This is a genomic window from Caulobacter sp. FWC2, from assembly GCF_002742625.1.
Lineage (GTDB): Bacteria > Pseudomonadota > Alphaproteobacteria > Caulobacterales > Caulobacteraceae > Caulobacter.
Genome location: NZ_PEBF01000001.1, coordinates 729,938 through 743,016, shown reverse-complemented (window position 1 = coordinate 743,016; position 13,079 = coordinate 729,938). Strand labels below are relative to the sequence as shown.

Below are 13,079 nucleotides of genomic sequence, written 5' to 3'. Positions count from 1 at the left end.
CTTAGACATGTTAGCGCTACCAAGTGCCTGATCAACGAGCGCCGCCGTGTCGGCAGCTTCCAGACGCTCGAACTTGGGGAGACGACGCCGTGGGCGTGAGTGAATTCCTTCCGGAAGACTGGAAAGACGCGACCTTGCTGGGCCGCATCGACTTCGGCGATGGCCCGACGCCCGTGCTGGTGCGCGGCGGTCGTGTCGAGGACGTCTCGAAGATCGCTCCCACCGTCGCCGACCTGATGAACGCCTATCCGCCCGGTTCGGTGATCCCGCGCGGCGAGGACAAGGGTCCGCTGGAAGCCCTCGACATCCGCCCCGTCTGGGAAGACGCCGACGGCGCCGCGGCCGTGAAGCTGCTGGCCCCCGTCGACCTGCAATGCCTGAAGGCCGCCGGCGTGACCTTCGCCGTCTCGACCCTGGAGCGGGTGATCGAGGAACGCGCGCGCGGCGACGCCGCCGAGGCCCTGAAGATCCGCGAGCAGCTGGCCGAGAGCATGGGCGGCGACCTGCGCAGCGTGAACCCGGGCTCGGAGGGCGCCGAGCGCCTGAAGCAGACCCTGATCAAGGACGGCCTGTGGTCGCAATATCTCGAGGTCGCCATCGGCCCCGACGCCGAGATCTTCACCAAGGGTCCGACCCTGTCGTCGATGGGCTGGGGCGACCATGTCGGCGTCCGCTACGACAGCCACTGGAACAATCCCGAGCCGGAAGTCGTGCTGCTGTGCGACGGTTCGGGCCAGATCCGCGGCGCCTCGCTGGGCAACGACGTCAACCTGCGCGACTTCGAAGGCCGCTCGGCCCTGCTGCTGAGCAAAGCCAAGGACAACAACGCCTCGTGCGCCATCGGCCCGTTCTTCCGCCTATTCGACGACGTCTTCTCGCTGGATGACGTGCGTTCGGCCGAGGTCGAGTTGAAAATCACCGGCCGCGACAACTTCGTGCTCGACGGCAAGTCGAACATGAGCCTGATCAGCCGCGATCCCGCTGTCCTAGCGGGGCAAGCGTTCGGCAAGCAGCACCAGTATCCGGACGGCTTCGCCCTGTTCCTGGGCACCATGTTCGCGCCGATCCAGGACCGCGACACCCCCGGCCAGGGCTTCACCCACAAGGTCGGCGACCGCGTGCGCGTCTCGACCCCCAAGCTGGGCGTGCTCGAGAACGAGGTCACGACCTGCGACAAGGCCAAGCCATGGACGTTCGGCATCTCGGCCCTGATCCGCAACCTGGCCGGCCGCGGCCTGCTCTAATCCAGATCGAAGGAGCTCGGCGATGACCGACACCCTGCGCCACTACATCGGCGGCGAACGCGTCGCCGCCGACGCCCCAGCCGAGAGCCTGAACCCGTCGAACACCAACGACGTCGTCGCCAAGGTCCCGATGGGCGGCCAGGCCGAGGTCGACGCCGCTGTCGACGCGGCCAAGAAAGCGTTCCCGTCGTGGTCGGAAGCCTCGCCTGAAGTCCGCTCTGACCTGCTGGACAAGGTCGGCTCGACCATCATCGCCCGCAGCGCCGACATCGGCCGCCTGCTGGCCCGCGAAGAGGGCAAGACGGTCGCCGAGGGGATCGGCGAGACCGTCCGCGCCGGCCGCATCTTCAAGTACTTCGCCGGCGAGGCCCTGCGCCGCCACGGCCAGAACCTGGAAAGCACCCGTCCCGGCGTCGAGGTCCAGACCTATCGCCAGGCCGTCGGCGTGTTCGGTCTGATCACGCCCTGGAACTTCCCGATCGCCATACCGGCCTGGAAGGCGGCTCCGGCTCTCGCCTTCGGCAACACCGTGGTGATCAAGCCGGCCGGCCCGACCCCGGCCACCGCCAACGTGCTGGCGGACATCATGATGGAATGCGGCGCGCCAGCCGGCGTGTTCAACATGCTGTTCGGCCGCGGCTCGATGGGCGACGCCCTGATCAAGCACAAGGATGTCGACGGCGTCTCGTTCACCGGCTCGCAGGGCGTGGGCGCGCAGGTCGCCGCCGCCGCCGTGGCCCGCCAGGCCCGCGTGCAGCTGGAGATGGGCGGCAAGAACCCGCTGATCATCCTGGACGACGCCGACCTGGAGCGCGCCGTCGCCATCGCCCTGGACGGCTCGTTCTTCGCCACCGGCCAGCGCTGCACCGCCAGCTCGCGACTGATCGTCCAGGACGGCATCCACGACAAGTTCGTGGCCCTGCTGGCCGAGAAGGTCGCCGCCCTGCGGGTCGGCGATGCGCTGGATCCGAACACCCAGATCGGCCCGGCCGTCTCCGAAGACCAGATGGAGACTTCGTACCGCTATATCGACATCGCCACCTCGGAAGGCGGCCGCGTCGTCACCGGCGGCGAGCGCCTGAAGCTGGAAAATCCCGGCTGGTACGTGCAGCCGACCCTGATCGCCGACACGCAGGCCGGCATGCGGATCAACAACGAGGAGGTCTTCGGCCCCGTCGCCTCGACCATCCGCGTCGGGTCGTACGAAGAGGCCCTGGAGGTCGCCAACGGCGTCGAGTTCGGCCTGTCGGCCGGCATCGCCACGACCTCGCTGAAATACGCCCGCCATTTCCAGCGCCACGCCAAGGCCGGCATGACCATGGTCAATCTGGCCACGGCCGGCGTCGACTATCACGTGCCGTTCGGCGGCTCGAAGAGCAGCTCGTACGGCGCGCGCGAACAAGGCTTCGCGGCGGTCGAGTTCTTCACCCAGACCAAAACCTCCTACTCGTGGTCCTAAGCAGCATGTCGTCAGCCATCTATCCCAGCCTGAAGGGCAAGCGCGTCGTCATCACCGGCGGCGGCTCGGGCATCGGGGCCGGCCTCACCACCGGCTTCGCGCGGCAGGGCGCCGAAGTGATCTTCCTCGACATCGCCGACGCGGATTCCAAGGCGCTGGAAGCCGAACTTGCCGGCTCGCCCATCCCGCCGGTCTACAAGCGCTGCGACCTGATGAGCCTGGATGCGATCAAGGCGGTCTTCGCCGAGATCGGCGACATCGACGTGCTGGTCAACAACGCCGGCAATGACGACCGCCACAAGCTGGGCGACGTGACCGGCGCCTATTGGGACGAGCGGATCAACGTCAACCTGCGCCACATGCTGTTCTGCACCCAGGCCGTCGCGCCGGGCATGGCCAAGCGCGGCGGAGGGGCGGTGATCAATTTCGGTTCGATCAGCTGGCACCTGGGCCTGGAAGACCTGGTCCTCTACGAAACCGCCAAGGCCGGCATCGAGGGCATGACCCGGGCGCTCGCCCGCGAGCTGGGTCCCGACGACATCCGCGTCACCTGCGTGGTGCCCGGCAACGTCAAGACCAAGCGCCAGGAGAAGTGGTACACGCCCGAAGGCGAGGCCGAGATCGTCAAGGCCCAGTGCCTGAAAGGCCGCCTTGTGCCCGAGAACGTCGCCTCGCTGGTGCTGTTCCTGGCCTCGGACGACGCCGCCCTGTGCACCGGTCACGAATACTGGATCGACGCGGGCTGGCGTTAGGGGTTGCTCCCTTCCCCCTCGATGGGGGAAGGGTTGGGGATGGGGGTGATGTGGCGGTTCGGCCGCCGATGTCCTATTCACCCCCACCCTACCCTCCCCCATCGAGGGGGAGGGATCTGAAGAGGATGATATGACCGCTCAAGCCACCTGCGTCTGGGATCTGAAGGCCACGCTGGGCGAGGGCCCCATCTGGCATGGCGACGCGCTATGGTTCGTCGACATCAAGGGCCGCAAGATCCACAACTACGATCCGGCGACCGGCGACCACTTCAGCTTCGCCGCCCCCGATCAGGTCGCCTTCCTGGCGCCCCTGCCGGATCGCGGCGGGTTCGTGGTCGGGCTTAAGGGCGGCATCCATCGGTTCCATCCGGCGACGGGCTTCCGCTCGTTGATCGAGGTCGAGGATCCGGCGCTGGACAACCGCCCCAACGACGCCACCGTCGATGCCAACGGCCGCCTGTGGTTCGGCACCATGCACGACGGCGAAGAGAACAAGAGCGGCTCGCTCTACCGCATGGACGCCGAAGGCGTGGCGCGGATGGACAAGGACATCTGCATCACCAACGGCCCGTGCGTCTCGCCCGACGGCAAGACCTTCTACCACACCGACACCCTGGAAAAGACGGTCTGGGCCTATGACCTGGCCGAGGACGGGACGCTGTCGAACAAGCGCGCGTTCGTCCAGGTGAAGCTGGGCGACGACATCTATCCGGACGGTACGGTCGTCGATTCGGAAGGCTGCCTGTGGATCGCCCTGTGGGGCGGCTTTGGCGTAATCCGCGTGTCCCCGGCCGGCGAGATCGTGGGCCGCATCGAACTGCCCGCGCCCAACGTCACCAAGGTCTGCTTCGGCGGACCGGATCTGAAAACCCTATTCTTCACCACCGCTCGCAAAGGCCTCAGCGAAGAGACCCTGGCCCAGTATCCGCTGGCCGGCGGCCTGTTCGCCATCGGGGTCAATATCGCGGGCCAGCGCCAACATGAGGTCCGCCTTGCCTGATCGCACGCCCCGCCGGTTCCGGTCCCGCGATTGGTTCGATAATCCCGACCATATCGACATGACGGCGCTCTATCTGGAGCGCTTCATGAACTACGGGATCACGCCGGAGGAGCTGCGCAGCGGCAAGCCGATCATCGGCATCGCCCAGACCGGCAGCGACATCTCGCCGTGCAACCGCATCCACCTCGATCTGGTGAGCCGGGTGCGCGACGGGATTCGCGACGCCGGGGGCATCCCCATGGAGTTTCCGGTCCACCCGATCTTCGAGAACTGCCGTCGCCCGACGGCCGCGTTGGACCGGAACCTCTCCTATCTAGGCCTCGTCGAGACCCTGCACGGCTATCCGATCGACGCCGTGGTCCTGACCACCGGCTGCGACAAGACCACGCCGGCCGGCATCATGGCCGCCACCACGGTCAATATCCCGGCCATCGTGCTGTCGGGCGGCCCGATGCTGGATGGCTGGCACGAGAACGAGCTGGTCGGCTCGGGCACGGTGATCTGGCGCTCGCGCCGCAAGCTGGCGGCCGGCGAGATCACCGAGGAAGAGTTCATCGACCGGGCCGCCTCGTCGGCCCCCTCGGCCGGCCACTGCAACACCATGGGCACGGCCTCGACCATGAACGCCGTGGCCGAGGCCCTGGGCCTGTCGCTGACCGGCTGCGCCGCCATCCCGGCTCCCTACCGCGAGCGGGGCCAGATGGCCTACAGGACCGGCCAGCGCATCGTCGACCTGGCCTATGAAGACGTAAAGCCGCTCGACATCCTGACCAAGAAGGCCTTCGAGAACGCCATCGCCCTGGTGGCGGCGGCGGGCGGCTCGACCAACGCCCAGCCGCACATCGCGGCCATGGCGCGCCACGCCGGCCTGGAAATCACCGCCGACGACTGGCGCGCGGCCTACGACATCCCGCTGATCGTCAACATGCAGCCGGCCGGCAAGTATCTGGGTGAGCGCTTCCACCGGGCCGGCGGCGCGCCCGCCGTGTTGTGGGAGTTGCTGCAGCAGGGTCGCCTGCACGGCGACGTCCTGACCGTGACCGGCAAGACCATGGCCGAGAACCTGGAAGGCCGCGAGACCCACGACCGCGAGGTGATCTTCCCCTATGCCCAGCCGCTGGCCGAGAAGGCCGGCTTCCTGGTGCTGAAGGGCAACCTGTTCGACTTCGCGATCATGAAGTCCAGCGTCATCGGCGCCGACTTCCGGGCCCGCTATCTGAGCCAGCCGGGCCAGGAAGATATCTTCGAGGCCCGCGCCATCGTCTTCGACGGCTCGGACGACTATCACGCCCGGATCAACGACCCGGCGCTGGAGATCGACGAGCACTGCATCCTGGTCATCCGGGGCGCGGGTCCGATCGGCTGGCCCGGCTCGGCCGAGGTCGTCAACATGCAGCCGCCGGACGCCCTGCTGAAGCGCGGGATCATGAGCCTGCCGACGCTGGGCGACGGCCGCCAGTCGGGCACCGCCGACAGCCCCTCGATCCTCAACGCTTCTCCGGAAAGCGCCATCGGCGGCGGCCTGTCGTGGCTGCGCACCGGCGACACCATCCGCATCGACCTCAACACCGGCCGTTGCGACGCCCTGGTGGACGAGGCCACGATCGCCGAACGCCGCAAGGAGGGCATCCCCGCCGTCCCGGCGACCATGACCCCCTGGCAGGAAATCTACCGCGCCCACACGGGTCAGCTGGAAACCGGCGGGGTGCTGGAGTTCGCGGTGAAGTACCAGGACCTGGCGTCGAAACTGCCCCGGCATAACCATTAGGACCCGATAGGGTCGTACCGAAGGAAACGCCGCGACAGCGAAGGGCTGGTCGCGGCGTTTTTGTTCTTCGCGCCATGACGGATCGCCTCGGCCGCGATGCTCTTCCCAGTGAGGGGGATTATTCGGGCCTGGAGCGGACGAGTCTTGTCCTGCAGTCCTTGAATTGCTTAACAATTCCTTGAGAAACTTGCAGTCAAATGTAAAATTCTCTTCTGGGTTGAAACCCAAATCGGGTCTATGTTGCGCCTTCGGGGCCTACGTTATCGAGCTCGTACTTCATGCCGTGGTTGAGCCCAGCCCTAAGAGAGGACCGCGAGTCGCCGACCCTGGTGGTCTTGACGACCGTGCTTCAGCTCGGCCTGGTCGCGATGGTCTGGCTGCTGGCCCTGGTTCCCGCCGCCCTCGTCGCCTTGACCCTGCTGATCGTGAAGACGGGCCGCCGCGCCCTGGGCCTCGGCGCCGAGATTGCCCCCTATGAGGATGGCCACTGAGTTGGGTTCCGCGGAGGCGGAGGTGCGAAGCACGCAGTGCTGGATGGCCATCACCACGGCGTTACGGCGCTGACATGGCGGGCGGACGCTTTGGCCCGCCAAGCGTAGTGAATCCAGGTCGCTGTGCGGAGGAAGACGCCGCGCGTCCTACCACACGGGCGTCGCGTAAACCGTCGCGCGTCTGCTATCGAAGGCTCGCAGGGGTGAGTCCCGCGCGTAGGGGATGTGGTCGTCAGAACCACCGCTTGCGCGCTGATACCGGTAACACTAGTGTCGCCGTCAACCAGAGGTCTGACAAGGACCGCGAGGGCATCAAACGGGCCGGCAGGCCCCATGGGGAGGAAACCTGTGGCTTCAGTCATCAACGCCGGTCCGAGCGCCGGCATGAGCGCCGATGGGGCGAAGGTCAACATGGCCTTCATCGCCGCGATCGTCGCCGTCGCCACCATCGGCGGCTTCATGTTCGGCTACGACAGCGGCGTCATCAACGGCACGCAGACGGGTTTGAAGGCCGCCTTCAACCTGACGGAAGCCGGCGAAGGCCTCAACGTGGCCGCCATTCTGCTGGGCTGCGCTTTCGGCGCCTTCGCCGCCGGCCGCCTGGCCGACGTCTGGGGCCGCCGCACCGTGATGATCATCTCGGCCCTGCTGTTCCTGGTCAGCGCCATCGGCACCGGCGCGGCCCACACCTCGCTGGTCTTCGTGATCTTCCGCCTGATCGGCGGCCTGGGGGTCGGCGCCGCCTCGGTGCTGTGCCCGGTCTACATCTCGGAAGTCACGCCGGCCAATATCCGTGGCCGCTTGTCGTCCGTGCAGCAGATCATGATCATCACCGGCCTGACCGGCGCCTTCCTGGCCAACTACGCCCTGGCCCACACCGCCGGCAGCTCGACCGCCGAGTTCTGGCTGGGCCTGCCCGCCTGGCGCTGGATGTTCTGGATGCAGGTCATTCCGGCCGGCATCTTCTTCTTCGCGCTACTGGTGATCCCGGAGAGCCCGCGCTTCCTGGTCGCCAAGGGCAAGGACGCCCAGGCCGAAGCCATCCTGTCGCGCCTTTTCGGCCCCGGTCAGGGCGCCGCCAAGGTCGCGGAGATCCGCGCCTCGCTGGCCGCCGACCACCAGCCGAAGTTCTCGGACCTGCTGGATCCCACCACCAAGAAGCTGCGCCTGATCCTGTGGGCCGGCCTGGTCCTGGCCGTGTTCCAGCAGCTGGTCGGCATCAACATCGTCTTCTACTACGGCTCGGTGCTGTGGCAGTCGGTGGGCTTCACCGAGGATGACAGCCTGAAGATCAACATCCTGTCGGGCGGGCTGTCGATCCTGGCCTGCCTGCTGGCGATCGGCCTGATCGACAAGATCGGCCGCAAGCCGCTGCTGCTGATCGGCTCGGCCGGCATGGCTGTGACCCTGGGCGTGATGACCTGGTGCTTCTCGACCGCCACCACCATCAACGGCGCCCTGCACCTAGACGCCAGCGTCGGCCCGATCGCCCTGATCGCCGCCAACCTCTATGTGATCTTCTTCAACCTCTCCTGGGGTCCGGTCATGTGGGTCATGCTGGGCGAGATGTTCCCCAACCAGATGCGCGGCTCGGCCCTGGCCGTCTGCGGCTTCGCCCAGTGGATCGCCAACTTCGCGATCTCGTTCAGCTTCCCGATCATGAGGAAGGCCAGCCTGCCGGCGACCTATGGCTTCTACGCCGTCTGCGCCGTGATCTCGTTCTTCCTGGTCCAGAAGCTGATCGACGAGACGCGCGGCAAGGAGCTGGAGGCGATGGAGGGCTAGTGATCCTCCCCCGCGATGCGGGGGAGGTGGCCCGGAGGGCTGGAGGGGGCTAGCTGGACCTACGCCGCATTCGCCCCCTCAGTCGCTCCGCGACAGCTCCCCCGCGATGCAGGGGAGCATCTAAACGCAGAAGCCCGGGAGGTTTGCCTCCCGGGCTTTATCTTTGCCGTTTCCCCGAGCGAGACAAAGAATGACACCGGTGGACAGCGCCTTCGCCTCGCCGCTAGGTTAGCGGCAACGAGCGCCTCTCCGTGCAAGGCAGGCGCAAGGCTCGGGAGGCATTACCATGGTCGATATCAACCGCCGCGGCGCGCTGGGTTCGCTGCTGACCGGCGCAGGCCTGGCCGCCCTTCCCGCCGCCAGCGAGGCGGCCCAGATGGGCCAGCTGCCCGCCAAGACCGTCACCGGCCCGACCTGGGCCAAGGGGATAGAAGGCCAGCGCAAGGCCGACCTCGGCGACGGCACGTTCCTCAATCCCATCCTGGCCGGCGACCATCCCGACCCGTCGATCCTGAAGGACGGCGACGACTACTACATGACCCACAGCTCGTTCGACGCCTATCCGGGTCTGCTGATCTGGCACTCCAGGGACTTGGTGAACTGGACGCCGGTCGTCACGACACTGAAGACCAATGTCGGCTCGATCTGGGCCCCAGAGATCTGCAAGCACAAGGGCCGTTACTACATCTACCTGCCGGCCAAGCAGCCCAACAACAACACCAGCTACGTGATCTGGGCCGACAGGATCGAAGGCCCGTGGTCCGAGCCGATCGACCTGAAGCTGCCGCGCTATATCGACCCCGGCCACGTCGTCGACGAACACGGCGAGCGCTGGCTATTCCTGTCGGGCGGCGATCGCATCAAGCTGGCCCCGGACGGCCTGTCGACCGTCGGCCAGCCCGAGCACGTCTATAACCCGTGGCGCTATCCGGACGACTGGGATGTCGAGGGCTTCTCGCCCGAGGGTCCCAAGGTGATGAAGCGCGGCGACTACTTCTACCTGGTCACCGCCGTGGGCGGCACGGCCGGCCCGCCGACCGGCCACATGGTCATCGTCGCGCGCAGCAAGTCGCTGGCCGGCCCGTGGGAGGACCATCCGCGGAACCCGGTCGTGCGCACCGTCGACAACAGCGAAAAGTGGTGGTCGCGCGGCCACGCCACCCTCATCGAGGGCCCCGGCGGCGATTGGTGGACGGTCTATCACGGCTACGAGAACGGCTATTACACGCTGGGCCGCCAGACCCTGCTGGCCCCGGTCACCTGGACCGCCGACGGCTGGTTCGAGGTCGGCGGCGGCGATCTCTCGCAGCCCATCAAGAAACCAAAAGGCGGCCAGCCCGGTCCGCACGGCAAGGCGCTGTCGGACGACTTCAGCACAGACAAGTACGGCGTGCAGTGGGCGTTCTTCGATCCCAAGCCCACCGACCAGGGCCGCATCAGCCGCGCGAATGGCGTCATGACCCTGAAGGGCGCCGGCGAGGCCCCGTCCAGCGGCGCGCCGCTGATCTTCGTCAATGGCGACCAGGCCTATGAGATCACCTGCGACATCGAGATCGATCCCGAGACCCGCGCCGGCCTGATCCTGTTCTATGACCGCCAGCTCTATTGCGGCCTGGGCTTCGACGAGAAGACCTTCGTCACTCACCAGTACGGCATCGAGCGCGGCCGGCCGGCCAATCCGCATGGTTCGCGGATGCTGATGAAGGTGATCAACACCCGCCACATCGTTAGCTTCCACACCAGCGGTGACGGGGGAAAAACCTGGAAGCGGTTCGACCGGGGCATGGAGGTTTCGGGCTACCACCACAATGTGCGCGGCGGCTTCCTGATGCTGAAGCCGGGCCTCTATGCGGCCGGCAAGGGCTCGGCGCGGTTCCGGAACTTCCAGTACCGGGCGCTGGACTGAGCCACCAACCACCGCTCTCGCCGGCGAATGCCGGGGCCCAGATCGAACCCATGAGCGTTCGGTTGGCGGACAGGATCGTTGGCGCGCCAACGACACCGGCGGGCGCGATGGCCAGCTTCAAGCCGGTCTTCGACTACACCCACCTGGGCCCCGAGGGCGCGGACATGTTCTCGGCCATGGTCGCGAAGGCGCTGGCGGAGGCGGTTCCGGAGTTGGGAAGCCAGTTGCTGCCCTAAAGACCCGACAAGGTCCTCACGCAGGCCGCCTCCTGGGCCGGCGTAAGGTCCTGCGGGATCGAGAGGCGCTGGAAGCTGACGCTGCCCTTGCCCTCGGGCCGGTAGCGGATCACCCGTTGCCCGCCCGAGGCGTCGCTGACGGTGTAGGCGATCTCGACGCTGGAGTCGTTCATTGCCCCGCCCTCGCGCTTGATCCGCTTCATGCCGTCGCGCAGACCGGCTGCATAGGCCGGCCCGGCGGGATCGACGCCGGCGAAGGCGCCCTTTTCCGCCGTGGCGTCCGGGTCGAACCCGAGGCTCCAGCCCGGCTGGGTGACCGTCCGTATGGTTAGGCACGCGAAGTCCCCATCGGCCGGGGTCAGGGTCTCGCCGCGTGTCTGATGCCGGTCGATTTCAGCCACGGGCGAGCGGCCGGACACAATCTTGAAAGCCGTCTCGAAATTGGCGCGCAGCGCGCTCTTGGGATCGCGGCGATAGAGCCCGCGCATGGCGCGCATGACCGCGTCGAGGCCCAGCCCGTCCCTGCGGAGTTGGGCCTCGAACAGCGCCGCCATCAGAGCCCCGCGCTTGTAGGTGACCTCCTCCAGCGCGTGGTCCTGCCAGTAGCCCTTGGCGATCGCTTCCTCGTCGGCGTTACGGGCCGGCGAGACGCCGTAGCCCAGCAGATCCTCGTTCCAGGCGGCGACATAGTCGGCCAGGCTGAACACTCCGGACCGCAGCAGAAGCCGGCGAGCATAGAAGTCCGTGAAACCTTCGGACAGCCAGGCGCTGCGCCGCTGCGGGCCCTGCCGCCCCAATTGACCGGCGTTCCAAGTATGGAAGTATTCGTGGGCCAGGAGCCGGCGAAGATCCGCCAGCGGCAGGGTCTGCCCAACCCACAGGGCGAAGGCGTCCGAGCGACCCGCGCCGCTATAGCTCTCGCCGAACCGGGTCTCCAGCGGGGCCAAAGTGACCAGGAATGGCGTCGGGCCGTCGTCCCAGAAGGCGCGCTCGGCCAGAATCAAGCGGAAAGCCATCCCGGAAAACGCAGGGTCGTCATAGGCGTCGAAGGCGCCCAGCGCGGCGAGGCGCAGGCCCGCATCAGCGCCCGTTCCCTCGGTGATCCGCAGGCGCGGCGAGCCGATCATGATGCTGTCCAGCATGTCGTCGACCGTTCCGTGGCGTGCTGCCAGTTGTTCGAGATCCGAGGCAAAACGGAAGCCCGACGCCTTGGCGTCCCATCGGAAGGTCGCCGTGGTGTCGCGGCGCCCTTCGGGATAGGCGAAGACCAGCTCGCCGGAGACGTAAAACCAGTCGGGCAGGACGATCGGCTTGGTCTGGGTCTCGTCCTGGGTGGTCGGCGCCTTGTCGTAGCCCGAGCGGATTCGGTAGCGGGCGTGCAGCGCGGCGCCGGGCGCGGCGTGGATCAAGGCTCCGCCCTCGGGCCTGGGCGTGACGGACTTGGCGCCGGTGATCTCCAGTCCTTCAGCGAAGCGGCCGGGCCGGGTGTCGCCCTGGAAGCTGTCGATGAACTTCAGGACGGTCAGGCCGTCGGCGTCGCCCTTGAAATCGATGTCGACCGCCAGGACCTTCAGCGCGCCGTTCTCGACGACCGGCGACAGGGCGTAGCGGACGGGTTCTGCATTCGCCGCAGTCCGCAGCAGGAGCGCGAACAGCACCCCGAGATACAAGCGCCTCACGCCCCGCCCCCACAACCTCAGATCGAAGCCAGCCTAGCGGGCGACCAAAGATCCAGCTAGCCCCGGACGCCGCGCCCCGCGGCCTTTCGCCGCGAAGCCCAGACGAATGCCTTGAATTGATGGACGAGGGTTTCGCTAACCCAGCAGGTGCCGCACGGTCGACCGGAGCACCGCAGCCAGGGCCTCGCGGTCGAGATCCGGGTGGTTGACGCCGCGCATCAGCAGGCCGTCGAAGATCATGCCGACCGCCTCGCAGCGGGCCTGGAACTCGGCCTCGCTCCACTCGGGCTTGCGGCCGCGCTCCATCATGGTCTTGGCCAGGGCGCGCTCCTGCTCGTCAGCGGCGCGGACGATGGCGGCGACCTTGGGATTGCGGGCGGCCTCGGCCACGACTTCCAGGGCCAGGGCCGCGCGGCGCGGGTCGAAGCACTTGTCGATGCCTTCCGGCATATGCTCCTCGATGGCGTCCAGCAGGTCGCCCGGCTGGCTCTCCATCTCGGCGAACTTGTCGCGCATCTCGGCCAGGTCCTGGGCGACGATGGCGGCGATGATCGCCTCCTTGTTCTCGAAATACCGATAGATCTGTCCAACGCTCAGACCGGCCGCCTTGGCGATGTCCGCCATGCTGGCGCCGTGGAAGCCCGACTGCCGCACGCGCTCGCACGCCGCGTCCAGAATCTGCTGACGACGCGATTCCGGCGACGGTCGGTTCGAATGCGGCTCGTCAGACATTGAAGGTCCCGTTTGGGAAATTCCGGT

11 protein-coding genes are annotated in these 13,079 nt (G+C 67.2%); 9 read left to right on the top strand and 2 right to left on the bottom strand.

Features of this window, described 5'->3' with window-relative positions; translation table 11 throughout:
• Window positions 1–89 precede the first annotated feature (89 nt).
• The 9 genes from CSW62_RS03515 to CSW62_RS03475 all read left to right on the top strand — a co-directional run bounded on the left by CSW62_RS03515 (window position 90) and on the right by CSW62_RS03475 (window position 10,641).
• Window positions 90–1,244 (top strand): fumarylacetoacetate hydrolase family protein, encoded by a 1,155-nt coding sequence (locus CSW62_RS03515; protein ID WP_099575812.1) that lies wholly within the window; start codon window positions 90–92, stop codon window positions 1,242–1,244.
• Window positions 1,245–1,266: 22 nt separating this feature from the next.
• Window positions 1,267–2,703 carry an aldehyde dehydrogenase family protein gene (locus tag CSW62_RS03510; RefSeq protein ID WP_099575811.1) on the top strand — a complete coding sequence of 479 codons (1,437 nt, stop codon included), beginning with the start codon at window positions 1,267–1,269 and terminating at the stop codon, window positions 2,701–2,703.
• Between the two features lie 5 nt (window positions 2,704–2,708).
• Entirely contained in the window at window positions 2,709–3,455 is a 747-nt protein-coding gene (xylB, locus tag CSW62_RS03505; protein WP_099575810.1) for a D-xylose 1-dehydrogenase, read from the top strand.
• Between the two features lie 130 nt (window positions 3,456–3,585).
• On the top strand, window positions 3,586–4,455 hold the full coding sequence (locus CSW62_RS03500; RefSeq protein ID WP_099575809.1) for an SMP-30/gluconolactonase/LRE family protein: 870 nt from the start codon (window positions 3,586–3,588) through the stop codon (window positions 4,453–4,455).
• Window positions 4,448–6,223, top strand: a complete 1,776-nt coding sequence (gene xylD / locus CSW62_RS03495) for a xylonate dehydratase XylD (protein ID WP_199170507.1) — start codon at window positions 4,448–4,450, stop codon at window positions 6,221–6,223. The genes CSW62_RS03500 and xylD overlap by 8 nt, the downstream gene beginning before the upstream one ends.
• Before the next feature lie 278 nt (window positions 6,224–6,501).
• Window positions 6,502–6,714, top strand: a complete 213-nt coding sequence (locus CSW62_RS03490; RefSeq protein ID WP_099575807.1) for a hypothetical protein — start codon at window positions 6,502–6,504, stop codon at window positions 6,712–6,714.
• Between the two features lie 348 nt (window positions 6,715–7,062).
• Window positions 7,063–8,499, top strand: coding sequence for a sugar porter family MFS transporter (locus CSW62_RS03485; RefSeq protein WP_099575806.1), 1,437 nt, complete (start codon window positions 7,063–7,065; stop codon window positions 8,497–8,499).
• 286 nt (window positions 8,500–8,785) lie between these two features.
• On the top strand, window positions 8,786–10,405 hold the full coding sequence (locus tag CSW62_RS03480; protein ID WP_099575805.1) for a family 43 glycosylhydrolase: 1,620 nt from the start codon (window positions 8,786–8,788) through the stop codon (window positions 10,403–10,405).
• A 50-nt stretch (window positions 10,406–10,455) separates the two neighbouring features.
• Complete coding sequence (locus tag CSW62_RS03475; RefSeq protein ID WP_369827420.1) at window positions 10,456–10,641, top strand: hypothetical protein; 186 nt, start codon at window positions 10,456–10,458, stop codon at window positions 10,639–10,641.
• Here the strand turns inward: CSW62_RS03475 and CSW62_RS03470 are convergent.
• Together CSW62_RS03470 and CSW62_RS03465 are read right to left on the bottom strand one after the other, a co-directional pair.
• On the bottom strand, window positions 10,638–12,320 hold the full coding sequence (locus CSW62_RS03470) for a M61 family peptidase (protein ID WP_143324324.1): 1,683 nt from the start codon (window positions 12,318–12,320) through the stop codon (window positions 10,638–10,640). The genes CSW62_RS03475 and CSW62_RS03470 overlap by 4 nt on opposite strands.
• A 135-nt stretch (window positions 12,321–12,455) precedes the next feature.
• Entirely contained in the window at window positions 12,456–13,052 is a 597-nt protein-coding gene (locus tag CSW62_RS03465; RefSeq protein ID WP_099575803.1) for a TetR/AcrR family transcriptional regulator, read from the bottom strand.
• Window positions 13,053–13,079 lie beyond the last annotated feature (27 nt).